Origin of the sequence: Robertmurraya korlensis (assembly GCF_023715225.1) — a bacterium.
Classification (GTDB): Bacteria; Bacillota; Bacilli; order Bacillales; family Cytobacillaceae; genus Robertmurraya_A.
In genome coordinates, this window is the sequence record NZ_JAMBNS010000001.1 from 698,973 (window position 1) to 716,062 (window position 17,090).

Here is a 17,090-nt window from a genome sequence, read left to right on the forward strand (position 1 = left end):
TGATTATCATTCGTGATATAGTGTTCATATGAAAATAATTATCACTCTCATTAAAGAGGACGGTGTTGGCAAATGGTAACGATTTTTATTGGCGGAACAGTTGTCGTTTATGGATTGTTAATGAAGCATGTGTTAAAGAATATAAGCAAACCGCAAGCTATTCAATTAAATAAATAATAAAAATCAGGTGATTGGTAACCTGATTTTTTTTTATTTGGGAAATGCGTGAAAAATCAGTTAAAATAAAGAGGAAAAAGTTTAAACAAGGGGTAGAACCATGTCAAATACAATCTTTCAACATGATACACAGAGTACACTATCACGTATTGCCAATCTACATACATATTTTCTTTCAAGGGGAAACGAAGAAACGGCACAAAAAGCAAAACAATTAGCTATTAAACTTCAAGAGAGAGAATATGCTATTGCATTTTGTGGTCACTTTTCAGCGGGAAAATCCACCATGATTAATACTTTAATTGGTGAAAATATTCTTCCTTCCAGCCCTATTCCAACGAGTGCGAATTTAGTAAAAGTGAAAGCAGGGGAGGACTACGCGAAGGTCTATTTCAACGAAGGAAGACCACTATACTATAAGGCACCTTACGACTATAGCATGGTTAAGACGTATTGCAAAAATGGAGACGAAATAACGTCAATTGAGATAAGCAAGAGTAACACGAAGCTAACATCTGGTACAGCGATATTGGATACACCAGGGATTGACTCAACAGATGATGCTCATCGAATCGCTACAGAGTCAGCTCTACATCTAGCGGATCTTGTGTTTTATTGCATGGACTATAATCATGTCCAATCTGAAGTTAACTTCATGTTCACAAAGGAACTAACCGAAGAAGGAAAGGAAGTTTTCTTAGTTGTTAATCAAATCGATAAACATCGTGAGGAAGAGCTGAGTTTTCTTCAGTTTCAACAAAGTGTAAAAGAATCTTTTGCTTCATGGGGAGTGAAACCAGGTCGTATATTTTATACGACGCTAAAGGAACCAACCCATCCCCACAATGAGTTAAAAGATCTACAATCGTTTATTGCTGAAAAAGTCCTTATGAAGGATCAGCTGTTGGAACTCTCAGTTACAAATTCTCTCAATAAGCTTATTCAAGAACAAATGGTATTCGAGTTCAATCAGAACAAAGATACAATGGAAAAGCTTGAACAAAAATTAAGTGCTGTACCAGAAGGGGAAAGAAATAATTTACAAGATAAAGTAGTAGAGCTACAACAGCAATTAGACATACAAGTGGAAGCACTGACTGAACAAAAGAGGAAGTTAGAGCTTATTATTATAGATATTTTAAAAAATGCTTATTTAATGCCGTTTCAAACGAGAGAACTGGCAGAAAAATTTCTTGAGTCGAGGCAGCGAGAATTTAAAGTTGGATTATTGTTTTCTAAGAATAAGACAGAACAAGAACGCCAGGAGAGATTACATGCATTTTTTTCTGATATGCAAGAGAAAGTAAAATCGCAACTTGAATGGCATTTGAAAGATGCGATTACTCGCTTTTTAAAGCAGGAAGACATCAATAGTGCTGATTTACTAACGAAAATCCAGGAATATTCTGTGCCGTTTACATCAGAGTTTCTATTAAAGGCGGAAAAGAAGGATGCACGACTGTCTGGAGAATACGTTTTGAACTATACAAACGATCTAGCAGAAAGCTTGAAAAACCTTGCCAGGAGAGAACTTGAACCATTTATGGAGGATTTCCTGAAAATTCAAGGTGATAAGATGAGCAGAAAGGCTTCAAAATGGGAGGAAGAGTTAAAAGTCATAAGAGATTTTAATCATACATGGTCAGAGTTAAAAACCATAATGAATGGCCAAAAAATGTCCAGAGATACAATGGAACAAATGGTAACTGAAAATATCAAGAGAGATGAAATAAGAGTTCATGAGATAGAAAAACTTCTTACTGTGAATGAAGAATTTGAAATCATGACTTCTACAGAAAAAGATGAAGCTGTAGATTCACCTAAAATGGTAGAAAAGACAATAGAAACACCTACAGAAGAGATTCAGACAACAGAGGCTGGACTCCAGGTGAGAGATGTCATAAGAAAGCTGAAGACAGCAGCGACCTTGTTAAACGATGTACCGGGATTTAAAACCACTTCAGAGGAACTGACATTAACATCCGATAGATTGGCTCATAGAGGATTTACAATTGCTCTTTTCGGTGCTTTTAGTGCAGGCAAATCTTCATTTGCGAATGCATTAATAGGCCAAAAGCTTTTACCGGTTTCTCCAAATCCAACTACTGCAGCAATAAATAAAATCATGCCTGTTACAGAAGAAAATAAGCACGGTTTAGTAAAAGTAAATTTTAAAAAGGCAGACAATTTACTTGAGGAAGTAAAAAGGTCTTTACACTTGTTTGAGCTTTCGGCGAGGTCATTAGACCATGCAGTTCAAGTAATCCAATCAATAGATCCTACAGATACGTTGTTAGATGTTCAAGGAAAGGTTCATTATTCTTTTCTAACGGCATTTTTACGGGGATACGAGTTTGCAAAAAATCACTTCGGAGAAACCCTTCAAACACAGTTAGAAGAATTTGCTGATTACGTTGCAAAGGAAGAAAAATCGTGTTTTGTAGAAAGCATTGAGTTGTATTATGATTGTGAACTAACTCGTAATGGAATTACACTGGTCGATACACCTGGAGCAGATTCTATAAATGCACGACATACAGGTGTCGCTTTTGACTATATTAAAAACTCAGATGCGATACTGTTTGTGACCTATTATAATCATGCCTTTTCAAAAGCTGACCGAGAGTTTTTAATACAGCTTGGTCGAGTGAAGGACACCTTTTCGATGGATAAGATGTTCTTTCTTGTAAATGCAATTGACTTGGCGCGTGATGAAGAAGAAGTCCAAGAAGTTCTTGGTTACGTAACAGAGCAATTAATTCAATATGGAATTCGTATGCCTCATGTGTATCCAGTCTCAAGCATGTTAGGCTTAAAAGAAAAAATAGAAGAGATACAAGAAGGTTCTCGTTTGGCGCAATTCGAAGAAAGATTCTATTCGTTTATTGAACACGATTTAACCGAGATTGCCCTAAACTCTGCCCTGTCAGATCTAAAACGAGTGAATACTGTACTTAATACTTTTATCCATAATGCGAAACTGAACCTGGAAGAAAAGGAATCTTACTTGTTAACTCTACAGGCTCAAGAGATAGCTATTGGAAATCTGCTTCGTAAAGATGATCAAGAAAAAAATTCTCAAAAAAGATTAAATTTAGAAACAGATGAGTTAGCCTTTTATATTAAGCAAAGAGTATTTTATCGATTTAATGATTTCTTTAAAGAGGCATTTAATCCATCTCTATTAAAGGATGATGGAAGAAGTATGAAACAGGCGCTACAAAGAGGACTTGAAGAATTTTTAACAAGTATTGGATATGATTTTGCTCAAGAATTACGAGCGACTTCATTAAGAATTGAGTCATTCATTGGAAAGCTAGTGGTAGAAGTTGAACAGCAACTAGAGGGCTCGATTGGTGAGATCAATAAAGATATATCCTTTCATTCTTATGAGAAACGTACGTGGAAGAGCATTGAGTTTCATAATGCTTTTGAGAATTTGGAGGCTTCCTTGTTTAAAAAGGCATTGAGCTATTTTAAAAATCCAAAATCATTTTTTGAGAGGAACGATAAACGACTAATGATGGAGGAACTAGAAGCCATTTTGTCTCCACTAGCGAACAGTTACGTGGAGGAAGGAAGTCAACGATTAAAGGAGCATTATCAAACAGTGATGAATTCTGAGATCGATCAACTAAAGGAACAAATTAGTAGAGAGTGCCTTGACTATTATAAAGGGTTACGGTCTGCACTTAACGATGAAACCTCTATTAATATGCTAGAGGAAACAGAAATTAAGCTAGAGGAACTATTAAGGAAATAACAACTGTCATAAATCCCTTTTTTGAAAAGGGATTTATTTTTTATTTTTTATCGCTATAATTAAAATTGTGAAAAAATTCTAATTTTTTGGGGGGTACATATGATTTCTAGTGGATATACTGTTACGAAAAAGAAAAAAACCGACTATACGCAAATGTTAGTTCCGATAGCTATTATTTTAATTCTTGGATCTATCTTTATTGCCTTGTTTTTTCTTCCTCCGATCCAATTTTTACTTTATAAACCAAGTGGGGAGTGGTTTTTTGAGCCTCCTAAAAATGCTTATTATGCCTTTATTGGGGGAATTCTTCTTGTAGCAACAATGTTAATAGGAACAGCAATTGCTATCTATAAAGATAAGATGACTAAAAGAATGAAGGGCTTAATAGCGGTGGGGTATATACTAAGTGTTTTGGTCTTTGTATTGAGTATCAATCAATATCATTATGCAAATCAATCAGGCATAGTCCTAAATCGCTTTTTGAGCTTTGATGATGAGAAATATTCATGGGAGGACATTACTTCCGCAGAAGAAAAAGCAATCGTCAAAAACGGAATGATGAGTAGCGGGACACTTACCCTTACTTTTTCAAACGATAAAAGTTATACTTTTTTGTTGAATGAAAATGTAAGGAAAGCAAAAATGGCTATGTACTATGAGTTAGAGAAACAAGGAATTGAAGTTAAGAGAACACAATAAAGAAAACAATACCATCTTTGATTATTAATTTTCATGATATAATGGGAATTATGCTCTAAGAGGAGGACCATGAATGACAAACCAGTCTACAGATCGTTCCCTTTTACTAGTTGATGGAATGGCACTATTATTTCGTGCATTTTTTGCAACAAGTGTATCGGGTCAATTTATGATAAATTCTAAAGGAATACCTACTAATGGTGTTCATGGTTTTGTAAAACATTTTTTAACTGCGATATCAACCTTTAAGCCAAGCCATGTAGCTGTTTGTTGGGATATGGGAAGCAAAACATTCCGAAACGAAATGTTTACAGATTATAAAGCAAATCGATCAGATGCACCAGTTGAATTGATCCCCCAGTTCGATTTAGTCAAGGAAGTAGTTAGTGCATTTGACATTCCTAATATCGGGTTAGAAGGATATGAAGCAGATGATTGTATTGGTACAATTGCCAAGTCTTCGATGAACGATTTTGAGGTTAGCATATTAACAGGAGATCGTGATATTCTGCAATTGTTAGATGAGCGAATTAAGGTCATATTGCTTCAAAAAGGGTATGGAAATTATGCCGTTCATACCCCTGACTCCTTCTATACAGAAAAGGGAATTCTCCCGAAGCAAATGATTGATGTAAAAGCATTAATGGGTGATCCTAGTGATAATTATCCAGGTGTAAAAGGAATTGGTGAAAAAACAGCCCTTAAGTTAGTTCAACAATTTGAGCATGTTGAGGGGATTGTCTCAAATTTACAATTGCTTACTAAAGGGCAAAAAACAAAAATAGAGCAGGATTTGGACATGCTTTATTTAAGTAGAAAGCTTGCTGAAATCAAATGTGACGTTCCGATTTCCTTCTCACACGAGGAAACTGTATTCCAATTCAACCAGGAAAAGGTTCTAACAAAGTTTAAAGAGGTTGAGTTTAGAGGGCTGGATCGTTTACTGCCAGACCAGCAAATATTAGCATAATCGAAAGCTGCCCGTTAATTAGGGCAGCTTTTTCAAATTAAATCTTAGTATTGCTTTTCTTTGCTCTATTTTCTAATTTACTTTTCGGATTCGGTGTAAATTCAGCATCCTGACCGTATCCTTGAGGATTCACACCAGGAGCTTTTGTACCACGGTTTGTATGTGAGTTTTTTCCTCCCATTTTCATTCCTCCTAATATAAAGTTGTTAAAGCTTTAACGATAATATTATTACCTAATTGCATAATCTCACTCTCCTTTCTTCACAATAAAAAGGAGGTGAGAAAATGTGAATAAAGGTGTCTATATAGCGCTTTCGAGTATAGCTTTAGCGCAGGGATTAAAAATTCCTATTCATTATTGGAGGAAGAAGGAGTTTAGACCGGATTTGTTTTTTCAAACGGGTGGGATGCCTAGCTCTCATTCCGCTGGTGTCGCTTCCTTAACAACATATATTGCCTTAAAGCGTGGCTTACCGACCATTGATTTTGCTTTGTCTCTTGTTTATGGATTAATTGTTATGTATGATGCACAGGGAATAAGAAGGCAAACGGGTGAGCTTACATTAAAAGTGAATGACTTGGATGATTTACTTGATAAAGTGAATCATGAACAACCCGTGCATTTTGAAGAAAAGGCCCCAGATAAATTGAAGGAAATGCTTGGTCATAAGCCAGAAGAAGTAGTGGGTGGAGCGCTTCTTGGGGTATTAACCGGGACTTTAGGCTATTTAATGGATAGAAAAAGATAGAAAAATGTCGATTGATGAGATAAAATCAAGAAGATGTGAAGCAATCATAGGGAGTGTAGAGAACCTTGAGTACGGAAGAGTACGTAAGTCATTTATTAGACAAAGGATTCCTTCTAAAGGATGATGCGATTGGCTTTATTTATTTTGGAAAAAATTATACCGGTGCTTCTGATGAACTAGCAAATGTGGCGATCGAAGTCACACTAAAGGCTCAAAAAAGCTTTGATGGTAGCTTTTATGTGTCTCTACTTGAATGGCTTATGTCAAATCAAATTAAAACGAAAAAAGAGGCTTATCAATTTATAAGAGAAGCCGAGCTGCTGACAATATAGAAAAAGCGTGTGAGATTCACACGCTTTTTCTATATCGCTTGCTTATTTTCGGTATATATGGAGTGCTTTTTTTCACTGGCAGTTCGGCAAAGATCATTCCAGCAAAGATACATATACAGCCAAATAACGCATTGGTTGTTAGTCTTTCATCAGCCCAAATATAAGCAGTAATGGCAGCGAACACAGGCTCCATGGCAAAAATTAAGGCAACTCTTGTTGGGGTCGTATATTTTTGAAAGCTTGTTTGAGCAAAAAAGGCTATAGCTGTTGCGAATATAGAAGTAATAAGTAAAGCAATTTGGACATCTTGTTGTCCAAGAATATCTAGACGAATTGCTAAAGAATAATCTTCAGTAAATAACGCTAATAAACCTGACAAAACAGACACTGTGAAAATTTGAATAACAGTCAGCAACAAAGTGGGGAATTTTTCACTGTACCTACCCGTGAAGATGATATGCATGGCAAAACCGATGGCACAAGCTAGGACAAATGCATCCCCCTTATTTAATGCTGTCATATCTGATAAAGTTAGAAGGTATAACCCAATCGTTGCAATTCCCACTCCGATTAAAGCATTTCTTGTTGGCTTTTGTTTCAGTAAAAATAAAGAAAAGAGCGGAACGAGTACAACGCTTAGTCCAGTGATGAAACCAGCTTTAGAGGATGATGTATAAAGCAACCCAACTGTTTGAAAAGCGTATCCCGCGAATAGGAATCCTCCGAGTAATATACCAGATGTAAGGATAAATCGATTTAGTTGTAGTAATTGTTTACGTTCAAATATCACTAGCCAACCGCCAAGGATAAGTGCAGCGATAAAAAAACGGATGGCATTAAATGCATTTGGTGGTAAGGATGCAATCGCATTTTGAACGAGCACAAAAGTTGAACCCCACACAAGGGCAACCAAAAGTAAACTAATGTCTGCAAATAACGACTTTTTCATATGTCCTCGTTCTCCTTGATGGTTTCATTTTTTCGAATAGCTGCTCGGGCGAGATCATCTGCTGATTTATTTTCTGAACTTGGAATCCATTTCATGAAAAATAAATCAAAATCTTTAGAAAGAGTTAAGGCTTCTTCAAGCAAAGGAGCAAATTGCTTGTTTTTCACAAATTCCTTTTCAACAGCTCGATTAACAAGTTCTGAGTCCGTCCGAAAGGAGACAACTTGATATCCATTCTTTTTACATATTTTTAATGCTTCAATAAAAGCATAATATTCAGCTTCATGGTTGCTCATTACACCCAATGGAATAGAATAGCGTTCTACTTTGCCATTCGCTTTAATGAAAATACCAGCCCCACTAGGACCTGGATTGCCAGCACTAGCGCCATCAATGTATACTTCAATCATTGATTTCCTCCAATAAACGTGATTTTTACATAGTATAAGCTAGTTTAACATATTTTTTGAATAAGCGTAGGAATTGTCAGATAAAGCGCTGTAATCAAAATACCAATCTTTTGTAACTTTTTCTTTAAAAAGGAAAAGATAAAAACATCGTATAAAGCAGCTATTTATAAAGAGAGGATGAAAAGTATGAAATATAAATTAGAGTATAAATATAAAATAAAAAATATTGATCCCCTAGCTTTAATTACTAATGATTTTTTGTCAGCTGAGGATGCAATAATTGCTGGTGAAGAACTTGAGAAAACGGGAAAAGTACTGGATTTAGAATTTCATGATGAAATGGGCTCAACGTGGACCTTTAAGGAATTGAAAAAGCTATCGGAAGAAATTGAGGAGGAACCCCATGATGTTATTGTCTACTTTGACGGGGGACATGACGTAACCAGCAATCGGGCAGGTATTGGTGCAGTCATTTATTATAAACAAGGAAAAAAGAAATTCCGCCTTCGTGCAAATGAAGTAATTGATGAGATGGAGACAAACAATGAAGCAGAATATGCAGCTTTGTACTTTGCTCTTGATCTGTTAGAAGAGCTCGGGGTAACAAAGCTCCCTTGTGATATTAAAGGAGATTCACAGGTGGTTCTGAAACAGCTAGAAGGAGAATGGCCGTGTTACGAGGAAAATTTAAATCGCTGGCTTGATCGGATAGAAGAAAAAATAAAAAAACTAGGCTTACTTCCTCGTTATGAAGCAATTTCAAGAAAAGATAATAAAGAAAGTGATAAATTGGCGACCCAAGCTTTAGAAGGTAAGTCTATTCATAGTAAGATGCAGGTGATTTAATAAAAGGTGGGGATTATGCTGAGTAGGCAACAAATATTACGAGAAGTAGAAGAATTAATGGGCCGTTATTGTAAGGAATGTTTCCTACATAAGCATCACAAAGATGAAAAGGGTAGAAGATACGCACATCGATTTTGTATTACTAGTTGTACCGTTGGGGAGAAAATAAAAGAGATGGGAAAAAGACTAACATAATTAATAAATAAAGGCTGGCAAAAAGCCAGCCTACTAATAGTATATTGGATTATAGCTTAACTACGTTAGAAGCTTGTGGTCCGCGGTTTCCTTCAACGATTTCAAAAGAAACTTCTTGACCTTCTTCTAATGACTTAAATCCTTCACCTTGGATTGCTGAGAAGTGTACGAATACGTCGTCTCCACCTTCAACTTCGATGAATCCAAAGCCTTTTTCATTGTTAAACCATTTTACTTTACCATTTTGCATATAAACTTTTCCTCCTAAGCCTTTCAAGACACATAAGGTCCCCAAGTATATATTACCATCAAGCCGAACATATTTAACTAAATGTAACAAGTAAGGAAATATATTCTGTTTAATGATGCTTCTAATATACACGAAATATATGTGAATAGTCAATAAATTATCGCTAGAAATTCTCTCATTTTGAAAGACTTTTCACCTATGAAAATCATCTTTGAAATGGAAAAAATACCTATTCTACTAAAAAGGAATTTGGTATGATTTAAATAGATACATATCCTTGATAGGAGAAGAGGGATAGCGATGGAGAAAGAGCATTTAACTGTGCAAGAGATAGATGATATACTTGAAAAATTCGGAAATGGTGAGGCAGAGAACCAGATACGATATGGCTACTCAAATAAAGCGGTAATAAAAAACATTACAGAAAAAATCAATCAAGCATCAAAGCAAGTGGAATTAATTTTTTCAAATATAATGCTAGGTGAAGAATTAAATATAAGTGCATTAGAAAAAGAAATCCTTCCTATAATTTCTCAAGCTTCAGAAATCCCTCATATATATCACTTATTTTATGAACTAAACAAATCGGAAGAATATACATACAAACATACCATTGGGGTAGGGATTATCTCCTTGATGATTGGTAAATGGTTAAAGCTCTCGGAAGGAGAACTAAGAGAGTTAGCAATGGGAGCAACATTGCACGATATAGGTAAAACGAGGATTAATCCATTTATTCTAAATAAAAAAGGAAAGCTTACAAAGGAAGAATACGAGGAAGTACAGCTTCATACTAGTTATGGATATGAAATTCTCCGTAAGATGGATCATTTAAGTGACCGAGTGGCTCTTGTGGCTCTTCATCATCATGAGCGTGAGGATGGAAGGGGATATCCTAAGGGACTTGAAGGTAATCAAATTGATCTGTATTCCAAAATTGTGGCGATAGCTGATATGTTTCATGCGATGTTATCTAGACGTGCATATCAAGAGCCGTTGACCTTTTATTCGGCGTTAAGACAACTTCAAGATCATGCATTCGGAAAGTTAGATGCTAAAATTACCCTTTTATTTCTGTATAAATTAATGGACAGTATTATTGGTCGATCCGTTATGTTAAGTGACGGAAGTATTGGGAAAATCCTGATGATTGATCGGTATGACCCTCTCCGGACTCTTGTGCAAATAAAAGATCAAATCATCGACCTCAAGTTGAATCGTGAGTTAAATATTGAGAAAGTAGTAAACGATGAATAAGGTGTAGGCTCTAGCATATATTTTTATAAGGAAAATTTGAAATGATAAGGGTGAGGACATGTACCGATTTTCCATTGATAAAGAGGATTGGATTTTACGATTCTCTCCCAATATCCAAGTTCCGAAAGACGTTCAGTTAACAATAGTGAATTGGATTATTCAGCTAGGAAATCTTCTCCCATCTTATGCGCATGGCCAGTCCTTTCTTATTAAAAGTGAAGAAGAAGGAATTATCGTTTTTAATGTAGAGAAAGTACCATCACTTATCCTTACCGTATCTAACATAATACCTAAAGAAAAATGTTTTCATCAAAAGGGAAAACTTATAAACCATTGGAAGTGGTAAACGGCCTCATATGGCCGTTTCTTTTTTTTCTCTGACATCTGTTTATTGGTTATTTTGACTAAAAGTGAATAAATATTTGGTTAAACTGCCAATGACTTGTTAGAATAATCAAATTATAATAAAAGGAAATGTGAAATGTGATGAAATCTGACATGGGAAGGAAAATCCTAAAGGAGGAAAGAGAAATGGATGACAAATGGAATGCGTTTATGAATGACCACCTAAATATCCAACAAACGGAGTCGGGACAATTAAAAGGGCTTTCCTTCGGTGTAAAGGATGTATTTGAGATTAAAGATTATCGAAATAGTGCGGGAAATCCTGATTGGTTACAGTCTCATCAAGCTTCTAAGCAATATGCACCTGTAATCAATCAACTATTAGAGCAAGGCGCTTGTCTTAAAGGTACGACCCATACGGATGAATTAATGTACAGTTTGAACGGCGAAAACTTTCATTATGGGACACCGGTTAATCCAAGAGCATCTGATCGAATACCTGGTGGATCTTCAAGTGGGTCAGCTGTGGCGGTTTCTGCTGGGATAGTGGATTTTGCACTTGGGACCGATACAGGAGGATCCATTCGTGTTCCTTCATCTTATTGTGGGATATATGGGTTTAGACCGACACATGGACTAGTAGATAGTAAGGGTGTAATCCCGCTAGCTAAAAGCTTTGATACGGTTGGTTGGATGACAAGAGATCCAAATGTATTGCTTGCAGTAGGAGAGGTTCTTATAAGTGAAGGGACGAATGATATGGAGGAGTTTTCCTCTCTGTTTTTTGTGAAGGAAGCATGGTCATATGTTGATAAATTAACAAAAAGTAGATATTTACAAAATATTGAAGTGTTAAAAGAAAATTATAATACTCAATATGTGAATGTTACAAAGGATGGACTTGTAAAGTGGGCAGAACTATTCAGGAATACCCAAGGCATTGAGATTTGGAATGAACATGGAGAGTGGATAAACCGTGTGAAGCCTGCCTTTGGTCCGGGAATTGCTGAACGCTTTCAATGGGCAAGTACACTGAATAAAGAGTACTTAAGTGAATATGAAGAGGAGAGGGAGGTAATCAAGGGTCAGCTGACTGCCTTATTAAAGAGTAATGGTCTATTAGTCATACCTACTACCCCAGGAGAAGCACCGCTGCTAAATTTAACGGTTGAAGAAATGGAACAATACCGTTCGAAGACGATGCAGCTAACATGTATTGCCGGGCTCTGTGGATTTCCACAAGTGACGATTCCTTTAATGAAAGAGAATGGAATACCGCTTGGATTATCTTTCATCGCCAATCATTATTCTGATTTGAAATTATTGCGGTGGGTCCAACAATTAACAAATCTGTATAGAGGGGTTTTCTAATGTATCAATCTTTACATTCGTCCTATCGTCCTACCACTATGGCACTGAATGGCATGATTACCACTCCTCACTATTTAGCCTCTCAAGCAGGTATGAAAGTGCTACAGGAGGGAGGAAATGCTATAGAAGCCGCCATTGCAGCTGCTTCCACCATTGGTGTTGTGTATCCGCATATGAATGGCATAGGTGGTGATAATTTTTGGTTAATATTTAATTCCCGTAACAAGGAACTGAGAGCGTTAAATAGCAGTGGTCGATCTGGTGAACTTGCAACGATTGAATTTTACAGGAAGCAAGGACTAGGAAAAATTCCACCTAGGGGTGCTCTAGCTGCCAATACAATTCCGGGGGCTATCGCGGGCTGGGAAAAGGCATTTCAGTATTCCGTCGAAAATATGAGCGGAAGTTTTCGGTGGAAAGAGTTGCTTCATTCTGCTATTGGCTATGCTAAAGACGGGTATCCAGTTACCCCTAGTCAGGAATATTGGACACGCGTAAATCTTGATGAAACCGATAATCAATTTAGGTGTTTGCAGAAATACTCTGAATTTAAAAAGATATTTACAAAATCAAGTGGCCTTTCCTATTGCACAGGAGATCAAATGAAGCAACCAGATTTAGCAGTTACATTAGAGGGAATAGCCGAAGAAGGTAGCGACTTGTTTTATAAAGGGATGTTGGCAAAGAATATCACCCAAGACCTTATCGCTAATGGGGGGATTTTAACTGCTAATGACTTTGCTTCACATCAATCCGATTGGGTTGAGCCTATTTCGGTAGATTATCGCGGACACACTGTTTATAATCTGCCTCCTAATACACAAGGTTTTGCTTCGTTGTCGATATTAAATATATTAAATCATTTTGATGTACCATCTTTGATAGAGGGTTCTGCCGATTATTATCACTTGCTAATTGAAGCTACTAAACTAGCTTTTGACGATCGTGATCGATATCTAACAGATCCTGACTTCTCCTATATCCCTCTAAAGGAGATTCTTTCCTCGAAAAGAGGAGAAGAACTAGCTCGTAAAATTAGCTTTAATAAATGTAACCAATTAGACAAAAGGTTGGATCCAAAGGGAGATACAGTTTGGCTTGGGGTGGTGGACCGCTACGGAAATTCTGTGTCACTTATACAGAGTATTTATCATGAGTACGGTTCTGGTTTTATCCCTAAAAATACAGGTATTGTCCTACAAAATCGAGGCAGCTTCTTTTCCTTAAATGAGAATGATGTTAATTGCCTTCAACCAAAAAAGCGAACCTATCATACTCTCAATCCTGCAATGCTGTTTAAAGGAGGGAAGCCTTACTTGGTGTATGGGACGATGGGAGGAGAAGGACAACCACAGACGCAGGCTGCATTAGTTACAAGGATCATTGATTATCGCTATCCTGTTCAAGCTGCCATTGAAGCTCCAAGATGGTTATACGGTCGTACGTGGGGAGCTGAATCCAACAGCGTAAAAGTAGAAGGAAGGATCTCTAGTGATATCTGTAGAGAGCTAAAAGAAAAAGGGCATGAGATTGAGAGGGTATCAGATTTTAGTGATAGTATGGGTCATGCTGGCGCGATATTAATCCACCCAGATACCAATATCAAGTATGGTGGTGCGGATCCACGTGGAGATGGTTCGGCACTTGGTTTCTAGCACACCAAAAGTGCGGTGTGATTACAGAAAGTTTTGGGGGATTTTATATGAGACTACAAAGGGATATTTTTGTCGCGTTCTTTAGGTCCGGAATGTTAGGGTTTGGTGGTGGCCCCTCTACAATCCCTCTTGTGCATAAAGAGGTGGTAGGTACATTTAAATGGATGAACGATCAGGAGTTTAGTGATGTATTGGCGTTAGGAAATACTCTACCGGGACCAATAGCAACGAAGATGGCTGGTTATATTGGTTACCGAGTGGGAGGAATCAGGGGTATGTTTAATGCTGTAATTGCTACTATACTACCGACCATTCTTTTAATGTTACTTTTATTAACTTCATTTTATAAAGTTAAAGATCATCCTAGAGTTGAAGGGATGACTAATGGAGTCGTCCCGATTGTTGGAGTTATGATGGCCACGCTAACTTGGGATTTTATCAAAAAAACAAAAGAAGGCTTTGGTTGGAAGAAGGGAGTTTTTCTTTTAATAGGCAGCTATATCGTGATGGAAATTCTAAATATTCATCCAGGTATTGTTATTGGAGGATTATTAGTTTTAGCAGCAACCATGTCTGATAGGAAGGGAAAAATAGATATACAAGTTAAAGGAAATAGTGAGAGCCTATGATCTATATACAAATTTTTATTGCATTTTTCATTCCTGGCATAATTGGATATGGAGGTGGACCGGCATCTATTCCCTTAATTGAACATGAAGTAGTTAGTCGTTATGGTTGGTTGACGACAAGTGAATTTAGTGAAGTATTAGCGTTGGGAAATGCGTTACCGGGACCGATCGCTACCAAAATGGCTGGTTATATTGGCTTTGAGGTAGGTGGAGTGCTTGGTGCGATCACTGGTGTGTTCGCTACAGTTGCCCCTTCATTAATGATTATGATTCTCCTATTAAGGTTACTATTCAAATACAAAGATTCACCGAAAGTGAAAAGATTATCAAAGATTGTCCTGCCAGCAGTTGCCGTTTTAATGGCTAGCCTTACGTTTGATTTTTTTCAAACCTCCTATTCTTCAAATGGTTTATGGTCAACTTTTGTAATATCTATTGTGAGTCTATTACTCATTGAAAGGTGGAAGATACACCCTGCATTTGTGATTGTTGAAGGTTAGCGGTCGGTGCGATTTTCTTAAGTTAATAGTTTGAACCAAGTATCTAAGCCCAGTGTGTATTCACTGGGCTTTATTATCGTCATTTAATCTCCCATAGCCTTTAATGATGATTTAAAACTTTGGTTAAAGTAACTAAAAAGAAATGATAAGTTTGTAAATGTTAGCTAATGTCAAATTAATCTGAAAATTATATAATGAGATTATGTTACATTAAGTGTTATATTTTATAACATTAATAGTTTTTAAGGAATGCAGATGAGTGATTTAAGAAAAATATTAAATATTGTTACATACCAAATAAGTTTTAGCTGTTGAAAGAAGAAGGAGGAGTTGTAATGGGGGCCATACAAAAAGAAGTAGTATCTTTTAAAGGTGTGGATAAGATCTACAACACAGGTACGGTTGCATTAAGTCAATTGGAATTGTCTATTAAAGAAGGAGAGTTTATTAGTTTCCTAGGTCCTTCCGGCTGTGGGAAGTCAACTGCTTTGAGAATGGTTGCGGGTTTAGGTGAAGCGACAAAAGGTAAGGTAGAGGTGTTCGGGCAAAAACCGAAGGACCTGATTCGTAATTCAAATGATATTGCGTACGTATTTCAGGATTCGAATTTATTACCATGGCGAACAGTCCTTGATAATGTGGTTCTTCCTCTTGAATTAAGGGGGTTTAATAAAAATACAAGAAAAGAAATAGCTTTGGGAGTTCTAGAAATGGTTGGTCTGAAAGATTATTTAACGTCCTACCCAAGACAGCTTTCAGGTGGAATGAAAACGAGAGTATCAATCGCACGTGCTCTAGCTGCTAAACCGAAGTTGCTTTTAATGGATGAACCATTTGCTGCGTTAGATGAAATGACAAGGCAATCTCTGCAAATGGATTTATTAGACATATGGAAAAAAGAACATACGACTATTTTGTTTGTTACTCATAATGTATACGAAGCGGTATATCTATCCTCTAAAATCGCTGTTATGTCAGCGCGTCCGGGAAGGTTGGCTTCCTTAATTGATGTAGGTCTGCCTTATCCAAGAGACAGGGTAAATAGTGAATTTACAGAGTATGTGGATTTAGCTTCTCAAAGTCTTGAACATAGCTTGAATCGAAAGGAGTTGGTGTAGGGATGACGAGTCAAACAGCAACAACGAATCGTAGTAAATTGGTAGTTGAATCAAGTATAACAGATAAAAAGAAGATTCGGGGGAAGGTCAAGGGAACGATACTTGGGCCAATTATTGCTTTAGTAATCTTCCTGTCTTTATGGCAGGCAATTCCAATCCTCTTTGATATTAAACCATTTATTCTACCGAAACCAACAGATGTTTTACAGGCGGCAATTGATGACTGGCATCTTCTCTGGCCGGCTATACAAATTACAGTTACAGAATCGATTATTGGATTTATCATTAGTGCAATCGTAGGAATCGGGATCTCGATTTTGTTAGCAAGTTCTAGAATATTAGAAGTAAGTCTTTATCCTTATGCGGTTATTTTGCAGACGATTCCGGTTGTAGCGATTGCTCCGATTATTGTTATTTGGTTTGGATCTGGATTTAACTCAATTGTGATTATTTCGTTCTTAATTGGATTTTTCCCGGTTGTATCAAACACATTGATGGGTTTGAATTCAGTTGATAAAAATATGGGAGATTTATTCACATTATATAATGCTTCGAAATGGCAGATGATGTGGAAACTTCGGATTCCAGCGGCTATGCCGTATATGATGTCTGGATTGAAAATCTCGTGTACGTTGGCGATTGTTGGTGCGATAACAGGTGAGTTTATCGCAGGAATTGGTGGAGGTAGAGGGGGGTTGGGATACGCCATCACTGTAGCGGCTGTACAATTAAAAACACCTTATCTATTTGCATGTGCCATTGCTGGTGCGATATTTGGAATTGGTTTTTACCTTCTAGTAAGCTCGATCTCGAGGTTCGTGCTTAAATCGTGGCACGAGTCAGCGATGAAGGTTGAAAAATAAAGAAAAAGAGAG

The 17,090-nt window shown here is 36.9% G+C and carries 18 protein-coding genes and 1 pseudogene; 15 read left to right on the top strand and 4 right to left on the bottom strand.

The window, feature by feature from the left end:
• Positions 1–277 precede the first annotated feature (277 nt).
• The 3 genes from M3175_RS03800 (at position 278) to M3175_RS03810 (ending at position 5,609) form a co-directional block, all read left to right on the top strand.
• The gene (locus tag M3175_RS03800; protein WP_251514801.1) at positions 278–3,940 is read left to right on the top strand and encodes a dynamin family protein; all 3,663 of its coding nucleotides are present in this window, start codon (positions 278–280) and stop codon (positions 3,938–3,940) included.
• A gap of 99 nt (positions 3,941–4,039) precedes the next feature.
• A complete protein-coding gene (locus M3175_RS03805; RefSeq protein ID WP_251514803.1) occupies positions 4,040–4,639 on the top strand; it encodes an MFS transporter in 600 nt (199 codons plus the stop codon).
• Positions 4,640–4,712: 73 nt separating this feature from the next.
• Positions 4,713–5,609, top strand: a complete 897-nt coding sequence (locus M3175_RS03810) for a 5'-3' exonuclease (RefSeq protein ID WP_251514804.1) — start codon at positions 4,713–4,715, stop codon at positions 5,607–5,609.
• Between the two features lie 37 nt (positions 5,610–5,646).
• Here the strand turns inward: M3175_RS03810 and sspL are convergent, their stop codons facing one another.
• Positions 5,647–5,790 (bottom strand): small, acid-soluble spore protein L, encoded by a 144-nt coding sequence (sspL, locus tag M3175_RS03815; RefSeq protein ID WP_119708888.1) that lies wholly within the window; start codon positions 5,788–5,790, stop codon positions 5,647–5,649.
• Between the two features lie 106 nt (positions 5,791–5,896).
• Here sspL and M3175_RS03820 point away from each other — a divergent pair, with 106 nt between their 5' ends.
• Both M3175_RS03820 and M3175_RS03825 read left to right on the top strand, forming a co-directional pair.
• The gene (locus M3175_RS03820) at positions 5,897–6,358 is read left to right on the top strand and encodes a divergent PAP2 family protein (protein WP_251514806.1); all 462 of its coding nucleotides are present in this window, start codon (positions 5,897–5,899) and stop codon (positions 6,356–6,358) included.
• Positions 6,359–6,423: 65 nt separating this feature from the next.
• The gene (locus tag M3175_RS03825; RefSeq protein WP_251514807.1) at positions 6,424–6,690 is read left to right on the top strand and encodes a DUF6123 family protein; all 267 of its coding nucleotides are present in this window, start codon (positions 6,424–6,426) and stop codon (positions 6,688–6,690) included.
• Positions 6,691–6,706: 16 nt separating this feature from the next.
• Here the strand turns inward: M3175_RS03825 and M3175_RS03830 are convergent, their stop codons facing one another.
• Positions 6,707–7,639 (bottom strand): DMT family transporter, encoded by a 933-nt coding sequence (locus M3175_RS03830; RefSeq protein ID WP_251514808.1) that lies wholly within the window; start codon positions 7,637–7,639, stop codon positions 6,707–6,709.
• Positions 7,636–8,049 (bottom strand): reverse transcriptase-like protein, encoded by a 414-nt coding sequence (locus M3175_RS03835; RefSeq protein WP_251514809.1) that lies wholly within the window; start codon positions 8,047–8,049, stop codon positions 7,636–7,638. Before M3175_RS03835 ends, M3175_RS03830 begins: the two co-directional genes overlap by 4 nt.
• Before the next feature lie 186 nt (positions 8,050–8,235).
• On the opposite strand from M3175_RS03835, the gene M3175_RS03840 reads away from it, so the two are divergent.
• Both M3175_RS03840 and M3175_RS03845 read left to right on the top strand, forming a co-directional pair.
• The gene (locus tag M3175_RS03840) at positions 8,236–8,895 is read left to right on the top strand and encodes a reverse transcriptase-like protein (RefSeq protein WP_251514810.1); all 660 of its coding nucleotides are present in this window, start codon (positions 8,236–8,238) and stop codon (positions 8,893–8,895) included.
• Positions 8,896–8,910: 15 nt separating this feature from the next.
• Positions 8,911–9,090: a zinc-finger domain-containing protein gene (locus M3175_RS03845; RefSeq protein WP_371321649.1), complete on the top strand. Its 180-nt coding sequence runs from the start codon at positions 8,911–8,913 to the stop codon at positions 9,088–9,090.
• A 49-nt stretch (positions 9,091–9,139) separates the two neighbouring features.
• Here the strand turns inward: M3175_RS03845 and cspD are convergent, their stop codons facing one another.
• On the bottom strand, positions 9,140–9,340 hold the full coding sequence (cspD, locus tag M3175_RS03850) for a cold-shock protein CspD (RefSeq protein WP_066047720.1): 201 nt from the start codon (positions 9,338–9,340) through the stop codon (positions 9,140–9,142).
• Between the two features lie 300 nt (positions 9,341–9,640).
• On the opposite strand from cspD, the gene M3175_RS03855 reads away from it, so the two are divergent.
• The 8 genes and pseudogenes from M3175_RS03855 (at position 9,641) to M3175_RS03890 (ending at position 17,078) form a co-directional block, all read left to right on the top strand.
• Positions 9,641–10,597, top strand: a complete 957-nt coding sequence (locus tag M3175_RS03855; RefSeq protein WP_251514811.1) for an HD-GYP domain-containing protein — start codon at positions 9,641–9,643, stop codon at positions 10,595–10,597.
• Positions 10,598–10,655: 58 nt separating this feature from the next.
• Positions 10,656–10,943, top strand: a complete 288-nt coding sequence (locus tag M3175_RS03860) for a hypothetical protein (protein WP_119708881.1) — start codon at positions 10,656–10,658, stop codon at positions 10,941–10,943.
• Positions 10,944–11,128: 185 nt separating this feature from the next.
• Positions 11,129–12,313 (top strand): amidase, encoded by a 1,185-nt coding sequence (locus M3175_RS03865; protein WP_251514812.1) that lies wholly within the window; start codon positions 11,129–11,131, stop codon positions 12,311–12,313.
• On the top strand, positions 12,313–13,968 hold the full coding sequence (ggt, locus tag M3175_RS03870) for a gamma-glutamyltransferase (RefSeq protein WP_251514813.1): 1,656 nt from the start codon (positions 12,313–12,315) through the stop codon (positions 13,966–13,968). Before M3175_RS03865 ends, ggt begins: the two co-directional genes overlap by 1 nt.
• Before the next feature lie 47 nt (positions 13,969–14,015).
• Positions 14,016–14,597: a chromate transporter gene (locus tag M3175_RS03875; protein WP_251514814.1), complete on the top strand. Its 582-nt coding sequence runs from the start codon at positions 14,016–14,018 to the stop codon at positions 14,595–14,597.
• A pseudogene (locus M3175_RS03880) lies at positions 14,594–15,123 on the top strand (chromate transporter). The gene M3175_RS03875 and the pseudogene M3175_RS03880 overlap by 4 nt, the downstream one beginning before the upstream one ends.
• 309 nt (positions 15,124–15,432) lie before the next feature.
• Complete coding sequence (locus M3175_RS03885; RefSeq protein WP_251514815.1) at positions 15,433–16,215, top strand: ABC transporter ATP-binding protein; 783 nt, start codon at positions 15,433–15,435, stop codon at positions 16,213–16,215.
• A 2-nt stretch (positions 16,216–16,217) separates the two neighbouring features.
• Positions 16,218–17,078 carry an ABC transporter permease gene (locus M3175_RS03890; protein ID WP_251514816.1) on the top strand — a complete coding sequence of 287 codons (861 nt, stop codon included), beginning with the start codon at positions 16,218–16,220 and terminating at the stop codon, positions 17,076–17,078.
• The last annotated feature ends 12 nt before the right edge of the window (positions 17,079–17,090 follow it).